Consider the following 22,409-nt stretch of genomic DNA (forward strand, 5'->3'; position numbering starts at 1 on the left):
TAACAAAAGGTACGCCCATTGTAGCGAAGTTTTAAGTTGACATCTGGTCAACTAACGAACAAAAACATTACTGCAAAAACAGCTCACGCAGATAATGCGGCACGGCATCGTCGGCATTAAGACCAATGACTTCCAGTTCCGGATGCAGATCCTTCAGGCGCTGGTGAGCATTGCCCATAATGCAGCCTTTACCTGCCATGGAAAGCATTTCCGCATCGTTCATTCCGTCGCCAAAAGCGATGCAATCTTTCAGGCTGTAGCCCATCGCTTTCGCTACCGCTTCAAGCGCATGACCTTTCGATACGCCGCCAGCCATGACTTCCAGGCAGGTAAGCGTAGAGAAACTGACGTTGACGCGGTCGCCCCAGCGGGCGTTAATCGCCTGCTCCAGCGGCAGCAGCCTTTCGTGAGAATCGGTGGTGAAAAACACCTTACTCACGCCTTCCGGCTCCAGTAGCGCAGGTTCAAACAGTGAATAGTTAAACACTGCTTCTTTGAAGAAGCGCATTTCGTCCGGGCGATGGCGGTTCATAAACCACTCATCATCACGATAAACGTTGGTCACGATGTCCGGGTTTGCATTCACTACGCCAAACAGGTCGCTGGCAATGTCGCGATCCAGGTTATGCGAAAACACCAGATTCCCGTCAGAATCATGCACCCGTGCGCCGTTGGACGTGATCATGTAGGTTTTAATGCCGAGGTTATCGCGAATTTGCCCCACATCAACATGATGACGGCCAGTCGCAAACACGAAGTTAACGCCACGAGCGGTCAATAACTTCAGCGTCTCTTTGGCATAAGGGGACAGAGTATGGTCGGGAGAAAGCAGCGTACCGTCTAAATCAGACGCAACAACCTGATACATAAGAAAATTCAACCTCTAGGCAAAGCGGGTTCCGCTGGATGAGTTATGCTTGTCGAAAAATTCGACAATAGCGTTAAGCGCGACTGAGCGCATTGCGTCCTTTTCAAAAAGGATCTCATGGTACGCGCCTTTGATGACCAGCGGCTGCCCCCCTTCTACGGGATGGCCCGCTGCGGCGCGGAGTTCACAAAAACGATCGTGCATGCGGTTATCTACCACACGCTCTTCTTCGGCCTGAATCAGCAGCGTCGGCGTCGCGTCGTCTCCTGCTCCAGCCAGAACCTGTTCGCCTGCCAGAATACCTTCACGTACCCAGTGGTAGGTGGGGCCGCCAACGCGCAGCCGCGGCTCATCCGCATAGAAGCGTAGATTGCGCCGATAGCGCTGTCGACTATGGGTTAACGCATTCATACCGAATGGCAGCGCCCGCCAGCGCCCGGTACCCATCGCATAACCTTCGCGGATCCGCGGATGCCCTTCAGCCCAGTCCAGAATGTGGCGTACCATCCAGTCGGGAAAGCGCATCACAATACCAAACATCGGCGCGCAAAGCGCGATGGCATCACACTGATTCGGGTGGCGCTGCAAGAATAACGTGGCAATCGCACCGCCCATTGAATGCGCCAGTATATAGCGCTTTCTCCACGGACCGGGTAGCACTTCCTGCTGCCAGAAGGCGGTTAAATCGTCGACATAGTCATTAAAGTTATCGACATGACCGCGATGCGGGTCCGAAAGCATACGCCCGGAACGCCCCTGGCCACGGTGATCGATAATGAGGACGTCAAAACCAGAATGAAACAGGTCATACGCCAGTTCAGCGTATTTCACGTAGCTTTCAATGCGTCCAGGACAGACGACGATGACGCGATCGTTTTTTTCTGCGTGAAAACGCACAAAATGGACGGGGATATCATCCACGCCCGTAAATTCCGCTTCTTCCCGCTGACGCCAGAAATCTGTCAGTGGCCCCATGGAAAAAGCAGCAAACGCGTTTTCTCTTGTTTCCCAGTCTTTTTGCTGCTGAAACATCGGGTATCCAGCCTCGCTGACCAAGTAAAATCGTTTTTTTCGCCGTCGCTGACACAACCTAACGGCAGTAGCGTATTGTGGCATAAAAATAGACAATCCGGGAGTTTCTCATGACCTTTGAATGGTGGTTCGCCTACCTGTTGACCTCTATTATTTTGAGCTTGTCTCCAGGCTCTGGCGCAATCAACACCATGACCACCGCCATCAGTCACGGTTATCGCGGCGCCAGCGCGTCGATTGCTGGTTTGCAGACCGGACTTGGCATTCATATCGTTCTGGTTGGCGTAGGACTGGGAACGCTATTTTCACGTTCGGTTATCGCATTTGAGGTGCTGAAGTGGGCGGGGGCGGCCTATCTGATTTGGCTGGGTATTCAGCAATGGCGGGCGGCAGGTGCTATCGATCTAAACACCATGGCGAATACGCAATCGCGCAGCCGCCTGTTCAAACGCGCGGTCTTTGTTAATCTGACCAACCCCAAGAGCATCGTTTTCCTTGCCGCCCTGTTCCCGCAGTTTATCCTGCCACAGGAACCGCAGTTAATGCAGTATGTGGTGCTTGGCGTCACGACCATCGTGGTCGATATCATTGTGATGATCGGTTACGCGACGCTGGCCACGCGCATTGCTGGCTGGATTAAAGGGCCAAAGCAAATGAAAGCGTTAAACAAAGTGTTTGGCTCGCTGTTTATGCTGATAGGCGCCTTGTTAGCCTCGGCACGGCATGCCTGATGAAGGCGCCGGAGGCGCTTGCGCCTATCCGGCCCGGAAGAAACTTAACGGGAGATAATCAGGTGGATACCGAAGCCCGCAAACAGCGCACCGGCAAAACCATCAATCCACTTCGCCAGACGCTGATAGCCACGACGCATTTTCGGAAGTGCAAACAGGCTGGCGACTACGGTAAACCACGCCAACGTTTCCACGATGATCAGGGCAAAGATCCCCCAGCGTGCGCCCGTTCCCACGTTATCGCCAACGAACAATGAGAACACGGAGCCAAAATAGATAATGGCTTTAGGGTTCGCCAGGTTGGTCAGCAGCCCCTTCAAAAAGCTGCGTCCGCTCTGCGCCAGCTCAACCTGCGGAGTGGGAGTCGCAACATCCTGTTTTTTAAACGCGCCGCGTAGCATCTGATAACCCATCCAGCACAGATACAGCCCCCCGCCCACCATAATAATGGTGTGCAGCCAGGCCATTTTTTCGATAATCAGATGTAGGCCGAGCAGCGCTACGCCAGCCCAGACCATGACGCCACAGGTAATACCCAGCACGCCCATCATGGCTTCTTTGCGCGAACGGCTAACCGCTGTTTGAGAAACAAAGAAAAAGTCGGGACCAGGGCTCATCAGCGCAACGATATGCACCAACGCAACGGTGAAAAATAGCGTTAACATAAAAATGACTCGCGGGGGAAATAGTTCAGTGAGTCACCATCCTGGCACTTTTTTGCCTGGCTGACTACTCTTCGTCGTCACCATCAACGTGCGCGCGAATAAGCGCCATAAACTCTTTGCCAAAACGCTCAAGTTTACGCATCCCCACGCCATTAACGCTCAGCATTTCGCTCGGTGAAACCGGCATCTGCTCAGCCATTTCAATCAGCGTGGCGTCGTTGAACACCACATACGGCGGGATATTCTCTTCATCAGCAATGGCTTTACGCAGCTTCCGCAATTTGGCGAACAGTTTGCGATCGTAATTGCCACCGAAGGATTTCTGCATCGCTCGCGGTTTCAGCGCCACAATACGCGGTACCGCAAGCTGTAGCGCAACATCACCACGCAGTACCGGACGCGCGGCTTCGGTTAGCTGTAACGCGGAGTGATGAGCAATATTCTGCGTCACCAGCCCAAGATGAATAAGCTGGCGGATAACGCTTACCCAATGTTCGTGGCTTTGCTCACGACCAATGCCATAGACAGGCAGCTTGTCATGGGCCAGCTCGCGAATTCGCTGGTTATTCGCTCCGCGCAGAACCTCCACGACATAACCCATACCAAAGCGTTGATTAACACGGTAGATAGTCGACAGCGCTTTGCGCGCATCCATGAGTCCGTCGTACTGTTTTGGCGGGTCGAGACAGATGTCGCAGTTACCACACGGCTCCTGACGCCCCTCGCCAAAATAGTTCAACAGCACCAGACGACGACAGGTTTGCGCCTCGGCAAACGCCCCCATCGCATTGAGCTTATGCCGTTCGATATCCAGCAGTTGCCCGGCGGGTTTCTCTTCGAGGCAACGGCGCAGCCATGCCATATCAGCCGGATCGTAAAACAGCATTGCTTCCGCAGGCAGGCCGTCACGCCCGGCGCGGCCGGTTTCCTGATAATAGGACTCGATGTTGCGCGGAATATCGAAATGCACCACGAAGCGTACGTTGGGTTTGTTGATTCCCATGCCAAACGCCACGGTCGCTACGACGATTTGCAGGTCATCACGCTGGAATTTCTCCTGCACTTCTGCACGTACAGCGTTTTCCAGCCCGGCATGATAAGCCCCGGCGCTAATGCCTCGGCTTTGCAGACGCGCGGCGGTGTCTTCTACTTTAGCGCGACTGTTACAGTAGATAATACCGGACTTACCGCGCTGCTCTTGCACGTAGCGCATCAGTTGATCGAGCGGCTTAAACTTCTCCATCAACATGTAGCGAATATTCGGGCGATCAAAGCTGCTGATCTGAATTAACGGGTCGTTGAGCCCCAGCAGACGCACAATATCCAGCCGGGTTGTCTCGTCCGCGGTCGCGGTCAGCGCGACAAACGGCAGAGTTGGGAAACGCTGACGCAACTGCCCCAGCGCGGCGTATTCCGGGCGGAAATCATGCCCCCACTGCGAAATACAGTGCGCTTCATCAACCGCCAGCAGCACCGGGTTCCAGTGCGCCAGATTTTCAAGGAAGTTATCCAGCATCAGGCGTTCGGGCGCAATGTACAGTAAGCGAATCTGCCCGCTACGACAGCCTGCCATCACCTCAAGCTGCTGCTCACGACTTTGGGTGGAGTTCAGACACGCGGCCGCCACGCCGTTGGCAAGCAGTTGATCGACCTGATCTTTCATCAGAGAAATCAGCGGAGAAACAACAACGGTGAGGCCGTTAAGCAATAATGCGGGAATTTGATAGCACAGGGATTTTCCGCCACCGGTCGGCATAACGACCAGGCAGTCGCGACCAGCGATCACGGTATCAATGATTTCTTCCTGACCAGGGCGAAACTGTTGGTAGCCAAAGGTTTCCTGCAAAACCTGTTTAGCGCCCATTTCCAGATTCAACACTTCCGCCTGCGCCACATTAACCCCATTAGCCTGAAATAAAAACAGGCGCTATTTTCAGCGCCTGAGAGAGAAACTGCAATGATTAAAATACTCTCAATACCTGTCAGAAGATATCGTTAAGCATTACACCCACGCCAACACGGGTCTGATTGAAGTTGTAGTCAATCAGTGATTCGCCGTAGCCGCTGTAGACCTGGGTATAAAGACGCACATGCTTGGTAATGGGATAACTGGCCCCCAGCTCTGCGCCACCGTAGCCGGTATTCCAGTTGTACTGGCCTTTCACACTGATCACCGCGTCACCCAGGTGATAACCCATTTTCAACTGATAGTAGCCCATATATTTGGTGATATCAGGGTTATCGTCAGTGCTGCCGATAACGTACCACGGCTTAACTTCCACCAGCCAGTTACCGTTTTCAGCCATCAGCCGGGTGTAAAGGCGGTTCCAGCTACGAGAGGTGGGGTCGGATCGACCATTGGAGTCATGGTTATAGCCCATTTCGACATCGCGGAGCGTCCAACCGGCAAAGCGATAGTCGGTGGCGAAACCGAGGAACAATTGCGGTTCATAGTTGGTTTCGCGAAACGGCGCAGACTCTTCACTGTTCGAAAGCTGCCACCAGGACTTCTGGGTATAGGAACCGCCGAGTACCGAGTTCGGGCCTAATATTCCGCGCCAGAGCGGAAACGCCAGGCTTAGCTGAAACTTAACCTCATCTTTGCGCGCATTTTCGGACCAGCTATAGCTGCTTATCGCCTCTTTGTTCATGTCGCTGGTATTGGTGTAGATGAGATAGTTGGTCTCATAAGGATAAAGCGTGAAAGGGTTGTCATGCTCCTGCAGCATGTTGGCGATGATACTGCCGCGAACCGCCGGTGCATCATGAATCTCTTTAACTGTCGCTTCCTGCGCATACGCGGTCAACGGCAGCATGACTGCTGGTAGTAACCATCCCAGAATCGCCCGCATCGGTAATGTTCTCCTGAACCAAAATATTGATGAATTGTATAATTATCTGGCAAGTATTCTACATACTTAGCGAGTTCCTCGTTAGTTATCCCGTCCTAAAGTAGAAAACAACAAATAATAAGCATAATATCAACATTTCATTAACCATTGAGGTGTAGGGATCGTATGTCTGCCGTACTTACTGCTGAGGAAGCGCTGAAGTTAGTGGGTGAAATGTTTGTCTATCATATGCCGTTTAACCGGGCGCTGGGTCTGGAGCTTGAACGCTATGAGAAAGAATTTGCTCAATTAGCCTTTAATAATCAACCGATGATGGTCGGCAACTGGGCGCAAAGCATTCTGCATGGCGGCGTGATCGCGTCGGCGCTGGACGTTGCCGCCGGGCTGGTGTGCGTTGGCAGTACGCTGACCCGCCATGAGACGATCAGCGAGGACGAACTGCGTCAGCGAATGTCACGTATGGGAACAATCGATTTGCGCGTTGATTACCTGCGCCCGGGGAGAGGAAATCGCTTTACCGCTACCAGCAGCCTGCTGCGGGCGGGGAATAAAGTCGCCGTTGCGCGCGTGGAACTGCATAATGAAGAACAGCTTTATATTGCCAGCGCAACCGCCACTTATATGGTGGGGTAAGTGCTCAAAAAAAGGTAAACTGCTGTTACATTTCTGAAATGAGTTTTCCCGATGGATGCTAAACAAACGCGGCAGGGCGTGTTACTCGCTCTTGCTGCTTATTTTATTTGGGGTATCGCTCCTGCCTACTTCAAGCTGATTTACTATGTCCCGGCGGATGAGATCCTGACGCACCGCGTCATCTGGTCATTTTTCTTTATGGTGGTACTGATGAGCATCAGCCGCCAGTGGTCGGGCATCAAAACGCTGCTACAAACGCCAAAGAAGATCTTCCTGCTGGCGCTCTCTGCAGTGCTCATCGGTGGAAACTGGCTGCTGTTCATTTGGGCGGTCAATAATCATCATATGCTGGAAGCCAGCCTGGGCTATTTTATTAACCCGCTGGTGAATATTGTGCTGGGAATGCTTTTCCTCGGCGAGCGCTTTCGTCGCATGCAGTGGCTGGCGGTACTGTTAGCCGCCTGCGGCGTACTGGTACAGCTGTGGACCTTCGGATCGCTGCCAATCATCGCGTTGGGCCTGGCGTTCAGCTTTGCTTTCTATGGTCTGGTACGCAAGAAGATTGCCGTCGAAGCACAAACCGGCATGCTGATCGAAACCCTGTGGCTTTTACCCGTTGCGGCTATCTATCTGTTTGGCATCGCGGACAGCCCAACCAGCCATATGGGTCAAAACCCCATGTCGCTCAATCTGCTGCTGATTGCTGCAGGTGTCGTGACCACCATTCCGCTGCTGTGCTTTACCGGCGCGGCGACCCGCCTGCGTCTGTCCACGCTGGGTTTCTTCCAGTATATCGGACCCACGCTAATGTTCCTGCTGGCCGTCACTTTTTACGGTGAAGTTCCGGGAGCGGATAAAATGGTCACGTTTGCGTTTATCTGGGTGGCGCTGGCAGTTTTCGTGATGGATGCGATTTATACGCAACGACGGGTACGTCGGAGCTGAAGAAGTGCCGGATAAGGCGTAACCGCCATCCGGCACAGCCATTACAGCCAGTTCTTGCGCTTAAAGTACAGATACGGTGCCAGACCCGCGAGCATCATAAAGACAATCGCCCCTGGGTAACCGAAGCTCCAGTGCAGTTCCGGCATGAACTCAAAGTTCATCCCGTAGCTGGAAGCCACCAGCGTCGGCGGCAGGAACACCACAGAGACCACCGAGAAGATCTTGATGATGCGGTTCTGCTCGATATTGATAAAGCCCATCGCCGCCTGCATCAGGAAGTTAACCTTCTGGAACAGTGATTCGTTGTGCGGCAGCAGGGATTCGATATCGCGCAGAATCTCGCGCGCCTGTTCCAGCTGACTCCCCGGCAAACGCGCTTTACGCACCAGGAAGTTCAGTGCGCGCTGGGTATCCATCAGACAAAGGCGGACCTTCCAGCCAATATCTTCCAGTTCCGCCAGCGTCGAAAGCGCTTCGTCATATTCATCGCCCTGACGCCCTTCCATGATCACACGGCTGAGTTTTTCCAGGTCGCTGTAGATATTTTCGATCTCATCCGCCAACTGTTCAATTTTAGTTTCGAACAGGTCGAGCAGCAGCTCGTAAGCGTTGCCATCCACCATCGCCTGATTACGCGCACGCATGCGGTACAGGCGAAATGCCGGCAGCTCGCGCTCGCGCAGAGTAAACAGGCGACCTTCGCGAATGGTAAATGCGACGGTTGAGTTACCCGCGTGATCGTCGGCATCTTCATAGAAGAAGAAGGAGTGAATGTGCAGACCGTCTTCGTCTTCAAAAAAACGCGCAGATGCTTCGATGTCTTCCAGTTCAGGGCGCGTAGCCAGATTCTGGCCCAAGTCCTTTTGCACACGGTTTCGTTCTTCGTCATCCGGCTCGACTAAATCGACCCAAACCGAACTGGCCAGGTGCTCGATCTCGTCTGCCTCAAGGCGAGTTAAACGATTGTTTTCCAGTTGAAATGCGCTCAGCATGACCGGGACTCCCAATGCAAAAAATTATCGGACAGTTCGGAGGGCACACAGAAACAAATTGGGTTTCAGACCATTAAACAGCCTGACTCAGCGCGACGGGAAAAAACAGAAGGTCGCTGACAACCGCGAAGGCTATCAGCAAAAAGGGATAGCCTTAGGAGTTGATCCTGGATGACAGGATAATGAGCCAGTATCTACTGGGTGTGTCCAAGGCGAATGTCCTCTTAGCGTAATCGTGCGCGCATGTTACGCCAGCAAAATTTTGACGTCAACACGCAACAGATGGCGAAAAAGTAATAATTTCCCCTTATACAAAAAGGTTAGCAGAGGGGAATTATTTATCTATGATTTCAGAATATTAACCGACAGATAGCGGGATGGCGGCTTCGCCTTGTCCGGCCTGGAAATCAAAATGTTACCCGGTCTGTAGGCCGGATAAGACGCGCCAGCGTCGCCATCCGGCAAAGCCAAACCGATCAAACCGTTTCCAGTCTGGCGTAGGCCGCCACCAGCCATTTGATCCCTTGCCCCTGGAACGCGACCTGCAAACGACTGTGCTCACCGCTTCCTTCCAGATTGACGATGGTGCCCTCACCAAACTTAGCGTGGCGCACGCGCTGGCCGAGCTTGTAGCCGGTATCATTTTCCGCCATTGGCGTGCCCATCCGCTGATGGCTCACCGGGCGGCTAACCGTGGCGCGCAGGCGAACCTCTTCAACGCACGCTTCCGGCAGTTCGCCGATAAAGCGCGACGGACGGTGGTAAACCTCTTTGCCGTACAGACGACGCGTTTCGGCGTAGGTCAGCGTCAGCTTTTGCATCGCGCGAGTCACGCCTACGTAAGCCAGGCGGCGCTCTTCTTCGAGGCGCCCACCTTCGTCCAGCGACATCTGGCTGGGGAACATGCCTTCTTCCATACCCACGATAAATACCTGGGGGAACTCCAGACCTTTCGCCGAGTGCAGCGTCATCAGTTGTACCGCATCCTGCCAGGTATCCGCCTGCCCTTCGCCTGCTTCCAGCGCGGCGTGAGACAGGAACGCCTGTAGCGGCATTAAGTCTTCGTCTTCTTCGTTGTAGCTGAACTGGCGCGTTGCCGTCACCAGTTCGTCTAAGTTTTCGATACGCGTCTGACCCTTCTCGCCTTTTTCCTGTTCGTACATCATGCGCAGGCCGGAGTCTTTAATCACCCGGTCAGTCTGCACGTGCAGCGGCATATCGGCGGTCTCCTGCGCCAGCGCATCGATCAGCTCCATAAAACGCTGTAAGGCGCTGGCGGCACGACCCGCGAGGGCTTTTTCCTGCAACAGCTCACGACAGGCCTGCCACAACGTAAGCTGGCGGTCACGGGAGGTCTGACGCACGACATCTAATGTACGATCGCCAATCCCGCGGGTTGGCGTATTCACCACACGTTCGAATGCAGCGTCGTCATTGCGGTTAGCGATCAGGCGCAGGTAGGAGAGCGCATCTTTGATTTCCTGGCGTTCGAAGAAGCGCATCCCACCATAGATACGGTACGGCATGCTGGCTTGTAACAACGCCTCTTCCAGCACGCGCGACTGGGCGTTGCTGCGATACAGAATGGCACACTGTTCCAGCGCACCGCCGTTGTCCTGCCAGGTTTTGATACGATTGACCACAAAACGCGCTTCATCGAGTTCGTTGAACGCGCAGTACAGTGAGATTGGTTCGCCGTCGACGCCATCGGTCCACAACTTTTTACCCAAACGCCCGTTGTTGTTTTCAATCAGGGCGTTGGCCGCGCTGAGGATGTTGTTGGTCGAGCGGTAGTTCTGCTCCAGGCGAATAGTTTCTGCGCCCGGGAAATCCGTGAGGAAGCGCTGGATGTTTTCCACCTGCGCCCCGCGCCAGCCGTAGATCGACTGGTCATCATCGCCAACGATCATCACTTTGCCGGTATCGCCCGCCAACAGGCGGATCCAGGCGTACTGAATGTTGTTGGTATCCTGGAATTCGTCTACCAGGATATTGGTAAAGCGTTCGCGGTAGTGCTGCAGGATATGCGGCTTGTTGAGCCACAGTTCATGGGCGCGCAGCAACAGCTCGGCAAAATCCACCAGCCCCGCGCGGTCACACGCTTCCTGATAGGCCTGATACACCTTTTGCCAGGTTTGCTCAACCGGGTTGCCATAGCTCTGCAGATGGTGCGGGCGCAGCCCTTCGTCTTTCTGGCTATTGATAAACCACATCGCCTGACGCGGCGGCCACTGCTTCTCATCAAGATTCATCGCCTTGATCAAACGCTTGAGCAAACGCAATTGGTCTTCGCTGTCGAGGATCTGGAAATCCTGCGGCAGGTTCGCATCCATATGGTGCGCGCGCAGCAGACGGTGCGCCAAACCGTGGAATGTACCCACCCACATACCGCCCTGGCTGGTTCCCATGATCTGGCCAATACGGTGGCGCATTTCCGCCGCTGCTTTGTTGGTAAAGGTCACCGCCATAATGGAGTATGGCGAGTTGTTCTCTACCGTCAGTAACCAGGCGATACGGTGCACCAGCACGCGAGTTTTACCACTCCCCGCGCCGGCCAAAACCAGCATGTTGCTGCGTGGCGCGGCCACCGCTTCACGCTGTTTATCATTAAGGCTGTCGAGCAGGTAAGAAACGTCCATTGGCACCGCCGCGTAAAAGTAGGTAAGGCGGATAAGCGTAGCGCCATCCGCCAAAAAGCTGGGTATATATACAGAGTTCTGCTGGTGATTATATCAGCGAGGTCAGAGATGCCAACTGTGAAATTTCGATATGCGGCAGCAAACGGCTGTCTGCGGTTTGCATCAGGTCGGCATTTTCCGGTTTGATCCAGCAGGCCTGCATACCGCAACGGATGGCCCCCGCCACGTCTGTCGTCAGGTCATCGCCCACATGCAGAATCTCAGCCACAGGAATTTTCAGTTTACCCGCCGCCAGCGCGTACATGTCGCTGAACGGTTTTGATCGCCCGTCGGGACCGGCGCGCAGCACAAACTCAAAGTAATCTCCCAGGCCGAACAGTTCTGGCTGTGCGTTACCGTTGGTGATCGCCACCAGCGGCCATTTGCGGGCCAGCGCCTTCAGCGTGTCATGCGTCGCCTGCGGGACGTCAATGCGGCTACGCCATTTGGCGAAATTCATCATCGCCGCATTCGCCCCCATTCTGGCTTCTGCTTCTGACAATCCCGCCTCCAGCATAGCGCGCTCTACGGCGCGGTGACGCCATTGGGTAACGTCGTGGTAGATTTCCGGCTCGGCGTCGCGAACGGCCTGACGTAAGCGCTGTAGGTCGCTATTTTGCAGCGAATTCAACGCCGGATGGTAATTCTGTACAAACGCGAGCGCTTCCTGCTCGGTGCGTGTGATAACGGGACGGTTATCGTAAAGGGTGTCATCAAGGTCAAAGGTGAGCGCAGAAATGCGCCCCAGAGGCCGGTAAAAACGCATTATTTCCCCCGTTTGGCGCGTGGATGCGCCGCATCGTACACTGAAGCCAGGTGTTGAAAATCAAGATGGGTATAGATTTGGGTAGTGGAGAGATTAGCATGCCCCAATAACTCCTGTACCCCGCGCAGATCGCCGCTCGACTCCAGCATATGCGTCGCAAAAGAGTGGCGCAATTTGTGGGGATGTACGTGGCTGTTCAGCCCCTGTTTGATCCCCCATTCCGCAAAGCGTTTTTGCACATTACGCGCAGAAATGCGTTTGCCCAGTTTTGACAGGAATAACGCATCGTCATCGCTGCCAAATAGCCCCCGCAGGTCCAGCCAGTGCTCAATCCACGCCACTGCATTGCGGCCAATTGGCAGGCGACGTTCTTTACTGCCCTTCCCCATCACCCATACTTCGCCGGTGTCGAGATCGAGATGTTTAATATCCAGCCCAACCAGTTCAGACAAACGCAGCCCTGCGCCGTACATCACTTCTAACATTGCCCGGTCGCGCACGGCGAGGGGATCGTTGAGGTCGATATCCAGCAGACGATTAACGTCGTCGACATCGATATTTTTAGGTAGATGACGCGGTGCTTTCGGCGCGGAAACACTTTTTGCGGGATTGGCTTTCAGCTCGCCCTGATTAACCAGCCAGTCAAAGAAACTGCGCAATGCGGAGAGACGCAGCGCCAGGCTCGCCGGCCCCAGCCCTTTACGACGGCTGCGCACGGCAAAACTGCGTACCATCGAAGCGTCACATTGTTGCCAGCTTTGCAGACCGGTCTCTCCGGCTAACGCAATGATGGCATCAAGCTGACGCTGATAATTCAGCAATGTGATCGGGCTAAGCTGGCGCTCAACGCCCAGATAGCGTAAAAAGCGCGCCACATCCTGAGAAAGGGGTGAATCGGTCATACGCGTTCAATCCAGCGCTCCAGCAGCTCCGGCAACATCAGCGAGATTTCCTGCAGTAATTGCGTACCTTGCCCCTGCTGGTAATGATTAACGTCGCGACTGCTGAACAGCATCACGCCCAGGGATCCATCTTGCCCCAACATCGACATCGCCACCGAGCCTATTGCTTTCGCTTCGGGCATCATGACCAGAAGTTCCGGGCCATTGAGCGGTCCAAGATAGTGCAGTGACTGGCCCAGACGCTGAATACGCAGCGGTTCAAAAGCCTGACGGCTTAATGCCAGATGAGTGAATTTTGATGGCGCACCAAGTCGCCAGCGATCCGGGAACAGACGAACCGTCGCCCCAGCCAGCCCTAACTCACGCGCCCAGCGATGAAATCGCATCAGCATGTCGTCAAGACTGCTGGCCGATACCAGCCGTGCTTGCAGATTTAACAGTCGATAGAACAGGCTTTCATTGGCGTTGGCTTGTTCCATCAACAACGCCATATTCTCTTCCAGCACGTTGATATGATTACGTGCCCGCGCCATATGCCATTCCACTAAAGAGACCGTGCCCCGCACCGGGTGCGGAACACGCATCGCTTCAACTGCCTGGGCATTACGGATAAAAAACTCAGGATTACGTTGCAGGTAATCGACGACCGCCCGGTCGTCCAGCTCCATGAGCGTTTCCTGTAGTTCTTCCCCTGGTTGCTTCATAAGTGAATAAATCCGTCGTAGACATGTGCCGCCGGGCCAGTCATATACAGCGGATGACCCGGACCTTTCCAGGCGATATCAAGTCGACCGCCCGGTAATTCCACCCTCACTTCTTCTGCCAGCAGGCCCTGCTGGATGCCAACCGCAACAGCGGCGCACGCACCGCTGCCGCAGGCCTGCGTTTCACCCGCGCCGCGTTCATAGACGCGCAGCCGGATGTGCTCGCGCTTTACCACCTGCATAAATCCGATGTTGGCGCGTTCAGGAAAGCGTTCGTGGCTTTCCAGAACCGGCCCCAACGTTTCTACCGTGGCCGTATCAACATCATCAACCTGAATTACGCAGTGCGGGTTCCCCATTGAAACCACGCCGCACAATACTGTCTGTTCAGCCACGCGCATAATATAGGTCTTCTCTGCTTTGTTGGCGCGAAACGGAACCTGCGCGGGTTCAAAATTGGGTTCACCCATATTCACCCGTACCAGCTCGTCGTCGGTTACGGTTAATACCATACGACCATTAGCGGTACTGACGCGAATATCACGCTTATTGGTCAGCCCTTTCAGGCGAACAAAGCGGGCAAAACAGCGGGCGCCATTGCCACACTGTGACACTTCACTACCGTCGGCATTAAAAATACGGTAGTGGAAATCCAGCTCCGGATCATACGGAGGTTCAACCACCAGCAGTTGATCAAATCCAACGCCGAGATGCCTGTCGGACAAGCGGCGGATCAGCTCTGGTGAGAAAAAGACATTCTGCGTTACCGCGTCGACGACCATAAAATCGTTGCCAAGGCCATGCATTTTAGAGAATTGCATCATTCACTCCGTTCACGCGGGTACAGAAATATACATCTATTCCTGCCGTCAGTAATTCACCTGAGAAGGCCCGTCACTAATCCCACGATCGTTTTTCTCTGGCGTGGTGGATTGCGATTGCGGCTGAACGCTCTTGGTCGGAGGCGGCGCGGTTTTATCTGCTGGCGGGAAATAGAGCGGACCTTTTAGCCCACAGCCCGTCAGGCTGAACAGAGTAAAAATGACAGCGAGTGGCTTTAACACGTTTTTCATTATCGATTGCCTGTAAAGTTCATGCTTTCTGTTTTCTATCATCGCAGGAGAAGGCGTAAAAGCAAGAGTTAGCCTGTAATCTGCAACGCGTTTTGTTTCAGGTTATACTGCCGTCATCACGAAAAACAGGATAAGAAAATGAACGACAGTGAATTTCATCGCCTTGCTGACACCCTGTGGATGACCATTGAAGAGCGTCTGGACGACTGGGACGGCGACAGCGATATCGATTGTGAGATCAACGGCGGCGTGCTGACCATCAGCTTCGAAAACGGCAGCAAAATTATTATTAACCGTCAGGAGCCGCTGCATCAGGTGTGGCTGGCGACCAAACAGGGCGGCTACCACTTTGACCTGAAAGGCGACGAGTGGATCTGCGACCGTAGCGGCGAAACGTTCTGGGATCTGCTAGAACAGGCGGCGACACAGCAGGCGGGTGAAGAGGTGAGCTTCCGTTAAGTTTTATTGCCGGATACGCTTCGCGCGTCCGGCATCATGCTCACGAGAAATACTGCTGCAACAGCGGAGTGTCGTTTTCCTGACTGACGGGCGGCACGGCGCTAATCGGCTGGGTACGGAACGGGATCACCTGCGCGCGCCCGTCGGTTTTCACAATCTGATAGAACTGCGGCAGGTTAAAGTTGATGAAGCTGGAGCCGTAGGTAAAGCGATCGTGCGACGACGAGTAGAAACGGCTGACATCGCGTACCAGCTCCTCTTTGCTGCCTTCGCAGTGGTGATACACCTCAGCCCGATTACTCTCATCCAGAATGTAGATATTAAAGCCCTGCTCATCACCCGTTTCTTCGAAAAAGAACTGAATGATCCCTTCGCTGGCAAAACCGTCAACCACTGACGGGAGTTTCACATGATTGGTCTCAACCTGAACGGAAAGCCCGTGCAGTTTGTTATGTGAAATCGCGCCATAAAATTCAATCGCGTTTTCCAGCTTCTGTACCGAGACGTTCAGGCGCTCGAAGAACAGACCCCACGTCTGACCGGAAACGCGCAGCGCTTTGAAGCGTCCGGTTTCCTGACGGGTGCTGGAGAGGCGCAACTCGATGCACTCAGACACCAGTTGCTGCACGCGGGTGCGAATTAAACCGCGCAGATGCTGGCTATAGCAGAAGACCTCGACGCTATCCGGCGGCGCGGCATCCTGGTGCATTTTGCCCAGAATCGTTTTTAACGCTTCAATCATCGCCTGCTCACCGTTGAAGTGCAGCGTACGCACTTCATTCCACGAGTTGCGGTACAACAGGTCGACGCTACCCACCAGGCAATTTTGTTCTTCACCAAAGCTGAAGACGTCCAGCTTACGGAAATCAAAATGTACCACCTGATTGCGAAATGCTGCCGTCGGGTCATATTCAAGGTTAACGATAATCGCCAGGTGGCGAATCTCGCACGGGCTATAGAGCGCCTTCGGCGTTGGCGCTGGCAGTCGCAGCGGGAAGTGATGCGACACGTCGGCGACCATTTCTTGCAGCTTCGGCAAATCAACAATGCCGTTGCCCTTAATAAATAAATGCGTACGCGAGGTCAGCAGGCCGTTGAACCAGGCCCACGCCACCAGTTTATTGAGGTAGCGGTTATATTCCAGCGGCTGATGGCTGATGATCGAGTCCATGTTAGGCGCGCGGTTATAGAGATACCAACCCGAACGGTTGGCACGGCCCGGCGGCACATAGATAAAGGTCAGATTCGGTTCCGAGAGATCCGGAGATATCTGCGGGTTCACCAGCGTTACTTTACCTGGTAATGCTTCAAATGCGGCATACAGCTTACGGGTCAGCACGCCGATATCCTGCGGGCTGGCGCTCACGCTGAGGTTATTTCGGCGGGCAAAACGGATCAGGTTACGATAGCTCTGCATCATCGCATCGAGCAGTTCGTTATGCGCTTCGCGTACCTGGTCAATCTTCCAGTTAGCGCGGTTATCCAGCATGGTCAGACGGGCGTCATCCCAGCCCCACTCTTTCACTAACTGACTTAATACTTCACGACGCCAGCCCACGCAGGCACGCTCGCGGCTCAGTTTCTCACACACTTTTAAGTAGAAACATCGACGCACTAAATCCAGACGAGTCGGGTCTTCGATCGCCGTGAGGTACTCGGTAACGCGCTCCAGCATCATGCAGTAAGGGTCGAGACCAAAAGAGACGATCTCGCCATCGTGCAGGCGCTGTTTGATATCTTTCGCCAACAGGCGTGGATTGGGGTATTCCCAGGAATAAGCTTCCAGCAGCAGCGTTTTCAATACCGCTTTGTACGGGGAGTCGATACTCTTGTACAGCTGCCAGAGGCTGGCGCCAAAGTACTCTTCGGCGGAGAGCGAACTGAGTCCGCCGAGATCCAGCCATTCGTTTGGCGTTAACACACCCTGTGCGTAAAGCGTCATGACGTAATCGTCGTAATGCTCTTCTTCGTCGCCCGGCACCATATTCCACAGAATACGTTTACCCGCGAGACGCACAGCGGTGCGATAGAATTCATCAAGCAACAGGATATGCTGCGTCGAGCCACAGTCTTCACCACCCAAACTGCCGCTTTCATTGTGGCGGAAACGGTTTTCATCAATCAGGAAGAAGCTGACTTCCACGCCCAGCGAGGCGGCCCAGCTTTCCAGCAGGCTACATTTACGCTGCAGCAGCTGGCGCTCTTCGCTATCCAGCCAGGATTGATGGCAGACCCAAATATCAAGGTCAGAGGAACAGCTTTGCCCTACCGAAGAGGTGCTGCCCATTGAGTAAACGCCGGTGATAGGCAGTTCGCCCTTGGGAGGATCCTGCGGTGACATACCGCGGTACAGTTCCAGTTCGTTCAGGTAGTGGCGTTGGGTTTCATCAGGCGTGTAAAGGCATATGCCTTTGGGAACGTTACCATCAAGGTAACCCGGCATCAGCGGATGGTGGTAGTGCAATAATGTCGGCAGCAGACTGTATACCTGCTGGAAGGCAGGTCCCATGGCAGCAAGCGCGCGATCCACACGCAGTTGATTTATGGCATCCAGTCTCTGTTTCAGAGTCTCAATATAGAGGTACAAGACGTATCGCCTGATGTTGCTATCCGTCATGTTGTCGATTGCTGCGGCACAAGCGCTCACAATAATCGTCATCAATTCGGATAAACCGTATGTCAAAAATAACCGTTACCTGTTTTTTCGCCCATATTTTTTTATGCTATACAGCCGAAAAAATGGTCTAAAACGTGATCAATTTAACACCTTGCTCATTGACCGTAAAGAAAGATGCGCTACATACAAGTGTAGCACCGTTCGTTACGTGTAAATTCCTTCATACGGTCGGGAGGTTTCTCGTCATTATTCACTGCCAGTGATGATGCAGCGCCTTTTCCTCTCACTCACGTTTGAGCGTAACGCTGACATCCCTTTGATAAGGATGTTAGGATGGTCAATGATTGATAATGACGGTAACAAGCATGTTAGACAATGTTTTGAGAATTGCCACACGCCAAAGCCCCCTTGCGCTCTGGCAGGCACATTATGTCAAAGACGCCTTAATGGCAAACCACCCCGGTCTGATCGTGGAACTGGTTCCGATGGTAACCCGTGGCGATGTGATCCTTGATACCCCGCTGGCGAAAGTCGGGGGGAAAGGGTTGTTTGTTAAAGAGCTGGAAGTCGCGCTGCTGGAAAAACGCGCCGATATCGCCGTGCATTCCATGAAGGATGTGCCGGTTGAATTCCCTGACGGTCTTGGACTGGTCACCATTTGCGAGCGAGAGGATCCGCGTGATGCTTTCGTCTCAAATAAGTACAACACGCTGGATGAACTCCCGGCAGGCAGTATCGTCGGGACATCCAGTTTGCGTCGCCAGTGCCAGTTGGCAAAGCGTCGCCCGGATCTCGTCATCCGTTCACTGCGCGGTAACGTAGGTACGCGTCTGAGCAAACTGGATAACGGCGATTATGACGCCATTATTCTGGCGGTCGCCGGATTAAAACGTTTAGGTCTTGAGTCGCGAGTCCGCACCGCTCTGCCGCCGGAAGTCTCTCTACCCGCTGTCGGGCAAGGCGCAGTTGGCATAGAATGTCGACTGGATGATATGCGCACTCAGGCGCTGTTAGCGCCGCTCAACCATGAAGAGACGGCACTACGCGTCAAAGCCGAACGCGCCATGAATACTCGCCTGGAAGGGGGATGTCAGGTCCCTATCGGCAGTTATGCAGAACTCATTAACGGTGAGATTTGGCTGCGGGCGCTGGTCGGCGCGCCTGACGGTTCGCAGATGGTATGCGGAGAACGTCGCGGCGCCGCGCAGGAAGCTGAACAGATGGGCATCTCTCTGGCTGAAGAGCTGCTGGAGAACGGTGCGCGCACCATTCTGGCTGAAGTTTACAACGGAGAAGCCACCGCATGAGTATTCTGGTCACCCGCCCGTCTCCCGCAGGGGAAGAGTTAGTGAGCCGTCTGCGCACACTGGGGCAGGTGGCCTGGAGCTTTCCGCTCATCGAGTTTTCGCCCGGTCGGGAACTGGCAACGCTTGCTTCCCGACTGTCGGCGCTGACGGAAAACGATCTGGTCTTCGCCCTCTCGCAGCACGCCGTCACCTTTGCAGATGCCGAGCTTCAGCAACAAGGGAAAAGCTGGCCCTCCCTTCCGCGTTATTTTGCCATTGGTCGCACAACGGCGCTGGCGCTGCATACCGTTAGCGGTTTCAATATTCACTACCCTCTGGATCGGGAAATTAGCGAAGTCTTGCTACAATTACCTGAATTACAAAATATTGCGGGAAAACGCGCGCTTATATTACGCGGCAATGGTGGCCGTGAGCTGATAGGTGAAACCCTGACAGCACGCGGAGCTGATGTCGATTTTTGTGAATGTTATCAACGCAGTGCAAAATATTACGATGGTGCAGAAGAAGCGATGCGCTGGCAATCTCGTGGTGTGACCACGGTGGTTGTCACCAGCGGAGAGATGCTACAACAGCTCTGGTCGCTCATTCCGCAGTGGTATCGTGAGCACTGGTTACTACGCTGTCGGCTGCTGGTCGTCAGTGAGCGTCTGGCGCACCTCGCCCGGGAACTGGGCTGGCAAGATATTAAGGTCGCTGATAACGCCGACAACGATGCGCTACTACGCGCATTACAATAACTCTCATAATGGGATGCCATAATGACGGAACAAGAAAAATCCTCCGCCGTGGTTGAAGAGACCAGGGAGGCCGTGGAAACCACGTCACAGCCAGTCAATACTGAAAAAAAGAGTAAGAACAGCACGGCGCTGATTCTGAGCGCAGTGGCGATTGCTATTGCGCTGGCTGCAGGCGTTGGGCTGTACGGTTGGGGGAAACAGCAGGCAACAACGCAGACAGCAACCAGCGATGCGCTGGCGAACCAGCTTACGGCGTTGCAAAAAGCGCAAGAAAGCCAAAAAGCTGAGCTGGAAGGCATTATTAAGCAGCAGGCAACGCAGCTGGATGAAGCCGCTCGCCAGCAGTCCGCGCTGGTCAAACAGCTTGACGAAGTCCAGCAAAAAGTCGCCACTATCTCCGGCAGCGATGCCGGGACATGGCTGCTGGCGCAGGCTGATTTTCTGGTGAAACTGGCCGGTCGCAAATTATGGAGCGATCAGGACGTTACTACCGCCGCGGCGCTGCTGAAAAGCGCTGACGCCAGCCTGGCGGATATGAATGACCCTAGCCTGATTACCGCCCGTCGCGCGATTACCGACGATATCGCGAGCCTCTCTGCGGTGACTCAGGTCGACTATGACGGCATTATCCTGAAAGTGAATCAGCTCTCTAACCAGATTGATAACCTGCGTCTGGCCGACAACGACACCGACGATTCGCCGATGGATTCCGACAGTAGCGAGCTTTCCAGCTCGATCAGCGAATGGCGCGTCAATCTGCAAAAAAGCTGGCAGAACTTTATGGACAGCTTTATCACCGTTCGCCGTCGTGATGAAACCGCCGTCCCGCTGCTGGCACCGAACCAGGACGTTTACTTACGTGAAAATATCCGTTCTCGCCTGTTAGTAGCTGCCCAGGCCGTGCCACGTCATCAGGAGGAAACATATCGCCAGGCGCTGGAAAACGTCTCCACCTGGGTGCGCGCCTACTACGACACCGACGATGCAGCCACCAAAGCTTTCCTTGAAGAGGTAGACCAACTGAGCCAACAAAGCATCAGCATGGACGTACCGGAAACGCTGCAGAGCCAGGCGCTTCTCGACAAGCTCATGCAGACCCGCGTACGTAATTTACTGGCACAGCCTGCCACAGCGCCGGTTGCAGCAGCTCCTGCGCCTTCAGCTGAAACTCCGGCAACTGCGCCGCAAGGAGAATAATGATGCTTAAAGTATTATTGCTCTTTGTGCTGTTGATCGCCGGGATCGTTGTCGGTCCAATGATTGCCGGTCATCAGGGCTACGTGCTGATCCAGACGGATAATTACAATATCGAAACCAGCGTGACGGGTCTGGTGATCATTCTGATCGTCGCAATGGTCGTCTTGTTTGCGATTGAATGGCTGCTGCGCCGAATTTTCCGCACTGGCGCGCATACCCGCGGATGGTTTGTCGGTCGGAAGCGTCGTCGCGCCCGTAAGCAGACCGAGCAGGCGCTGCTCAAGCTGGCAGAAGGCGATTATCAGCAGGTTGAAAAGCTGATGTCGAAAAACGCCGATCATGCAGAACAGCCGGTAGTGAATTACCTGCTGGCGGCAGAAGCTGCTCAACAGCGCGGTGACGAAGCTCGTGCCAACCAACACCTTGAGCGTGCTACCGAACTGGCCGGAAATGATACGATCCCAGTAGAAATCACTCGCGTTCGCCTGCAGTTGGCGCGTAATGAAAATCACGCCGCGCGCCACAGCGTAGATAAACTGCTGGAAGTGACGCCACGTCATCCGGAAGTGCTGCGTCTGGCTGAACAGGCCTACATTCGTACCGGTGCATGGAGTTCGTTACTGGATATCATTCCATCCATGGCAAAAGCGCACGTGGGTGATGACGAGCACCGCGCGATGCTGGAACAGCAGGCATGGGTTGGTCTGATGGATCAGGTTCGCGCCGATCAGGGCAGCGAGGGGCTACGTGCATGGTGGAAAAACCAGAACCGTAAAACCCGTCACCAGGTTGCCCTGCAGGTGGCAATGGCTGAACATCTGATTGAGTGTGACGATCACGATACGGCACAGCAGGTCATCATTGATGGTCTTAAACGCCAGTATGACGACCGCCTGGTGCTGCCGATCCCGCGTCTGAAAACCAACAACCCGGAACAGATAGAAAAAGTGTTGCGCCAGCAGATTAAAGCCGTCGGCGATCGCCCATTACTGTGGAGCACGCTGGGCCAGTCGCTAATGAAGCACGGCGAATGGCAGGAAGCCACGTTCGCCTTCCGTGCCGCTCTCAAACAGCGTCCAGATGCCTATGACTACGCCTGGCTTGCTGACGCGCTGGACAGACTGCATCAGCCGGAAGAAGCCGCCACCATGCGTCGTGATGGCCTGATGTTGACGCTGCAGAACAACAATCCCCCGCAGTAATTCCTTCTTGCCCGGTGACGCTTCGCTTACCGGGCCTACCGTTATTTCA

General features: G+C 54.2%; 22 protein-coding genes. 8 read left to right on the forward strand and 14 right to left on the reverse strand.

Features of this window, described 5'->3' with window-relative positions:
* Positions 1-67: 67 nt before the first annotated feature.
* The gene (gene yigL, locus HV314_RS24895; protein WP_008787091.1) at positions 68-868 is read right to left on the reverse strand and encodes a sugar/pyridoxal phosphate phosphatase YigL; all 801 of its coding nucleotides are present in this window, start codon (positions 866-868) and stop codon (positions 68-70) included.
* A 15-nt stretch (positions 869-883) separates the two neighbouring features.
* Positions 884-1,900: a lysophospholipase L2 gene (gene pldB / locus HV314_RS24900; protein WP_003017911.1), complete on the reverse strand. Its 1,017-nt coding sequence runs from the start codon at positions 1,898-1,900 to the stop codon at positions 884-886.
* 110 nt (positions 1,901-2,010) lie between these two features.
* Here pldB and rhtB point away from each other — a divergent pair, with 110 nt between their 5' ends.
* On the forward strand, positions 2,011-2,631 hold the full coding sequence (gene rhtB, locus HV314_RS24905) for a homoserine/homoserine lactone efflux protein (RefSeq protein ID WP_003828938.1): 621 nt from the start codon (positions 2,011-2,013) through the stop codon (positions 2,629-2,631).
* A gap of 44 nt (positions 2,632-2,675) precedes the next feature.
* On the opposite strand, the gene rhtC is transcribed toward rhtB, so the two are convergent.
* The 3 genes from rhtC to pldA all read right to left on the reverse strand — a co-directional run bounded on the left by rhtC (position 2,676) and on the right by pldA (position 6,148).
* Positions 2,676-3,296, reverse strand: a complete 621-nt coding sequence (gene rhtC, locus HV314_RS24910) for a threonine export protein RhtC (protein WP_016155134.1) — start codon at positions 3,294-3,296, stop codon at positions 2,676-2,678.
* A gap of 64 nt (positions 3,297-3,360) precedes the next feature.
* Complete coding sequence (gene recQ / locus HV314_RS24915) at positions 3,361-5,190, reverse strand: ATP-dependent DNA helicase RecQ (RefSeq protein WP_019078429.1); 1,830 nt, start codon at positions 5,188-5,190, stop codon at positions 3,361-3,363.
* An 88-nt stretch (positions 5,191-5,278) separates the two neighbouring features.
* Positions 5,279-6,148 (reverse strand): phospholipase A, encoded by an 870-nt coding sequence (pldA, locus tag HV314_RS24920; protein ID WP_016157849.1) that lies wholly within the window; start codon positions 6,146-6,148, stop codon positions 5,279-5,281.
* 165 nt (positions 6,149-6,313) lie between these two features.
* Between pldA and yigI the strand changes: the two genes are divergently transcribed.
* Together yigI and rarD are read left to right on the forward strand one after the other, a co-directional pair.
* Entirely contained in the window at positions 6,314-6,781 is a 468-nt protein-coding gene (gene yigI / locus HV314_RS24925) for an acyl-CoA thioesterase YigI (RefSeq protein WP_003017917.1), read from the forward strand.
* Between the two features lie 51 nt (positions 6,782-6,832).
* A complete protein-coding gene (rarD, locus tag HV314_RS24930; protein WP_016155131.1) occupies positions 6,833-7,726 on the forward strand; it encodes an EamA family transporter RarD in 894 nt (297 codons plus the stop codon).
* 41 nt (positions 7,727-7,767) lie between these two features.
* Here the strand turns inward: rarD and corA are convergent, their stop codons facing one another.
* The 8 genes from corA to lptM form a co-directional block, all read right to left on the reverse strand.
* Positions 7,768-8,718 carry a magnesium/cobalt transporter CorA gene (corA, locus tag HV314_RS24935; RefSeq protein WP_003017920.1) on the reverse strand — a complete coding sequence of 317 codons (951 nt, stop codon included), beginning with the start codon at positions 8,716-8,718 and terminating at the stop codon, positions 7,768-7,770.
* 154 nt (positions 8,719-8,872) lie between these two features.
* Positions 8,873-8,929, reverse strand: a complete 57-nt coding sequence (gene ysgD / locus HV314_RS27220; protein ID WP_212723238.1) for a YsgD/CorL family protein — start codon at positions 8,927-8,929, stop codon at positions 8,873-8,875.
* A 265-nt stretch (positions 8,930-9,194) separates the two neighbouring features.
* Entirely contained in the window at positions 9,195-11,357 is a 2,163-nt protein-coding gene (gene uvrD, locus HV314_RS24940) for a DNA helicase II (RefSeq protein WP_003828957.1), read from the reverse strand.
* Positions 11,358-11,445: 88 nt separating this feature from the next.
* Positions 11,446-12,162: a 5-amino-6-(5-phospho-D-ribitylamino)uracil phosphatase YigB gene (yigB, locus tag HV314_RS24945; protein ID WP_181546967.1), complete on the reverse strand. Its 717-nt coding sequence runs from the start codon at positions 12,160-12,162 to the stop codon at positions 11,446-11,448.
* Positions 12,162-13,064 carry a tyrosine recombinase XerC gene (xerC, locus tag HV314_RS24950; protein WP_046274891.1) on the reverse strand — a complete coding sequence of 301 codons (903 nt, stop codon included), beginning with the start codon at positions 13,062-13,064 and terminating at the stop codon, positions 12,162-12,164. The genes yigB and xerC overlap by 1 nt, the downstream gene beginning before the upstream one ends.
* Positions 13,061-13,768: a DUF484 domain-containing protein gene (locus HV314_RS24955; RefSeq protein ID WP_047358746.1), complete on the reverse strand. Its 708-nt coding sequence runs from the start codon at positions 13,766-13,768 to the stop codon at positions 13,061-13,063. Before HV314_RS24955 ends, xerC begins: the two co-directional genes overlap by 4 nt.
* Positions 13,765-14,589, reverse strand: coding sequence for a diaminopimelate epimerase (dapF, locus tag HV314_RS24960; protein ID WP_016155126.1), 825 nt, complete (start codon positions 14,587-14,589; stop codon positions 13,765-13,767). Before dapF ends, HV314_RS24955 begins: the two co-directional genes overlap by 4 nt.
* A gap of 48 nt (positions 14,590-14,637) precedes the next feature.
* Positions 14,638-14,841: an LPS translocon maturation chaperone LptM gene (gene lptM, locus HV314_RS24965; protein WP_003017937.1), complete on the reverse strand. Its 204-nt coding sequence runs from the start codon at positions 14,839-14,841 to the stop codon at positions 14,638-14,640.
* Positions 14,842-14,979: 138 nt separating this feature from the next.
* Here lptM and cyaY point away from each other — a divergent pair, with 138 nt between their 5' ends.
* Positions 14,980-15,300: an iron donor protein CyaY gene (gene cyaY / locus HV314_RS24970; RefSeq protein ID WP_003828967.1), complete on the forward strand. Its 321-nt coding sequence runs from the start codon at positions 14,980-14,982 to the stop codon at positions 15,298-15,300.
* A gap of 40 nt (positions 15,301-15,340) precedes the next feature.
* Here cyaY and cyaA read toward each other — a convergent pair whose 3' ends face one another.
* A complete protein-coding gene (gene cyaA, locus HV314_RS24975) occupies positions 15,341-17,887 on the reverse strand; it encodes a class I adenylate cyclase (protein ID WP_181548130.1) in 2,547 nt (848 codons plus the stop codon).
* 395 nt (positions 17,888-18,282) lie between these two features.
* Between cyaA and hemC the strand changes: the two genes are divergently transcribed.
* From hemC to hemY, 4 genes are read left to right on the forward strand one after another with little or no spacing between them, the layout of a single operon-like run.
* Entirely contained in the window at positions 18,283-19,224 is a 942-nt protein-coding gene (gene hemC, locus HV314_RS24980) for a hydroxymethylbilane synthase (RefSeq protein WP_181546969.1), read from the forward strand.
* The gene (hemD, locus tag HV314_RS24985; protein WP_016155122.1) at positions 19,221-19,961 is read left to right on the forward strand and encodes a uroporphyrinogen-III synthase; all 741 of its coding nucleotides are present in this window, start codon (positions 19,221-19,223) and stop codon (positions 19,959-19,961) included. Before hemC ends, hemD begins: the two co-directional genes overlap by 4 nt.
* Positions 19,962-19,982: 21 nt before the next feature.
* A complete protein-coding gene (hemX, locus tag HV314_RS24990) occupies positions 19,983-21,158 on the forward strand; it encodes a uroporphyrinogen-III C-methyltransferase (RefSeq protein ID WP_181546971.1) in 1,176 nt (391 codons plus the stop codon).
* Between the two features lie 2 nt (positions 21,159-21,160).
* Complete coding sequence (hemY, locus tag HV314_RS24995; protein ID WP_047499566.1) at positions 21,161-22,360, forward strand: protoheme IX biogenesis protein HemY; 1,200 nt, start codon at positions 21,161-21,163, stop codon at positions 22,358-22,360.
* The last annotated feature ends 49 nt before the right edge of the window (positions 22,361-22,409 follow it).

This window comes from Citrobacter sp. RHBSTW-00887 (assembly GCF_013728095.1).
Classification (GTDB): Bacteria; Pseudomonadota; Gammaproteobacteria; order Enterobacterales; family Enterobacteriaceae; genus Citrobacter; species Citrobacter braakii.

Bases quoted from the DNA above. Each gene is read 5' to 3' on its own strand.
- yigL (WP_008787091.1), bottom strand. From the start codon at position 868: ATGTATCAGGTTGTTGCGTCTGATTTAGACGGTACGCTGCTTTCTCCC.
- pldB (WP_003017911.1), bottom strand. From the start codon at position 1,900: ATGTTTCAGCAGCAAAAAGACTGGGAAACAAGAGAAAACGCGTTTGCT.
- rhtB (WP_003828938.1), top strand. From the start codon at position 2,011: ATGACCTTTGAATGGTGGTTCGCCTACCTGTTGACCTCTATTATTTTG.
- rhtC (WP_016155134.1), bottom strand. From the start codon at position 3,296: ATGTTAACGCTATTTTTCACCGTTGCGTTGGTGCATATCGTTGCGCTG.
- pldA (WP_016157849.1), bottom strand. From the start codon at position 6,148: ATGCGGGCGATTCTGGGATGGTTACTACCAGCAGTCATGCTGCCGTTG.
- yigI (WP_003017917.1), top strand. From the start codon at position 6,314: ATGTCTGCCGTACTTACTGCTGAGGAAGCGCTGAAGTTAGTGGGTGAA.
- rarD (WP_016155131.1), top strand. From the start codon at position 6,833: ATGGATGCTAAACAAACGCGGCAGGGCGTGTTACTCGCTCTTGCTGCT.
- corA (WP_003017920.1), bottom strand. From the start codon at position 8,718: ATGCTGAGCGCATTTCAACTGGAAAACAATCGTTTAACTCGCCTTGAG.
- uvrD (WP_003828957.1), bottom strand. From the start codon at position 11,357: ATGGACGTTTCTTACCTGCTCGACAGCCTTAATGATAAACAGCGTGAA.
- yigB (WP_181546967.1), bottom strand. From the start codon at position 12,162: ATGCGTTTTTACCGGCCTCTGGGGCGCATTTCTGCGCTCACCTTTGAC.
- xerC (WP_046274891.1), bottom strand. From the start codon at position 13,064: ATGACCGATTCACCCCTTTCTCAGGATGTGGCGCGCTTTTTACGCTAT.
- HV314_RS24955 (WP_047358746.1), bottom strand. From the start codon at position 13,768: ATGAAGCAACCAGGGGAAGAACTACAGGAAACGCTCATGGAGCTGGAC.
- dapF (WP_016155126.1), bottom strand. From the start codon at position 14,589: ATGCAATTCTCTAAAATGCATGGCCTTGGCAACGATTTTATGGTCGTC.
- lptM (WP_003017937.1), bottom strand. From the start codon at position 14,841: ATGAAAAACGTGTTAAAGCCACTCGCTGTCATTTTTACTCTGTTCAGC.
- cyaY (WP_003828967.1), top strand. From the start codon at position 14,980: ATGAACGACAGTGAATTTCATCGCCTTGCTGACACCCTGTGGATGACC.
- hemC (WP_181546969.1), top strand. From the start codon at position 18,283: ATGTTAGACAATGTTTTGAGAATTGCCACACGCCAAAGCCCCCTTGCG.
- hemD (WP_016155122.1), top strand. From the start codon at position 19,221: ATGAGTATTCTGGTCACCCGCCCGTCTCCCGCAGGGGAAGAGTTAGTG.
- hemX (WP_181546971.1), top strand. From the start codon at position 19,983: ATGACGGAACAAGAAAAATCCTCCGCCGTGGTTGAAGAGACCAGGGAG.
- hemY (WP_047499566.1), top strand. From the start codon at position 21,161: ATGCTTAAAGTATTATTGCTCTTTGTGCTGTTGATCGCCGGGATCGTT.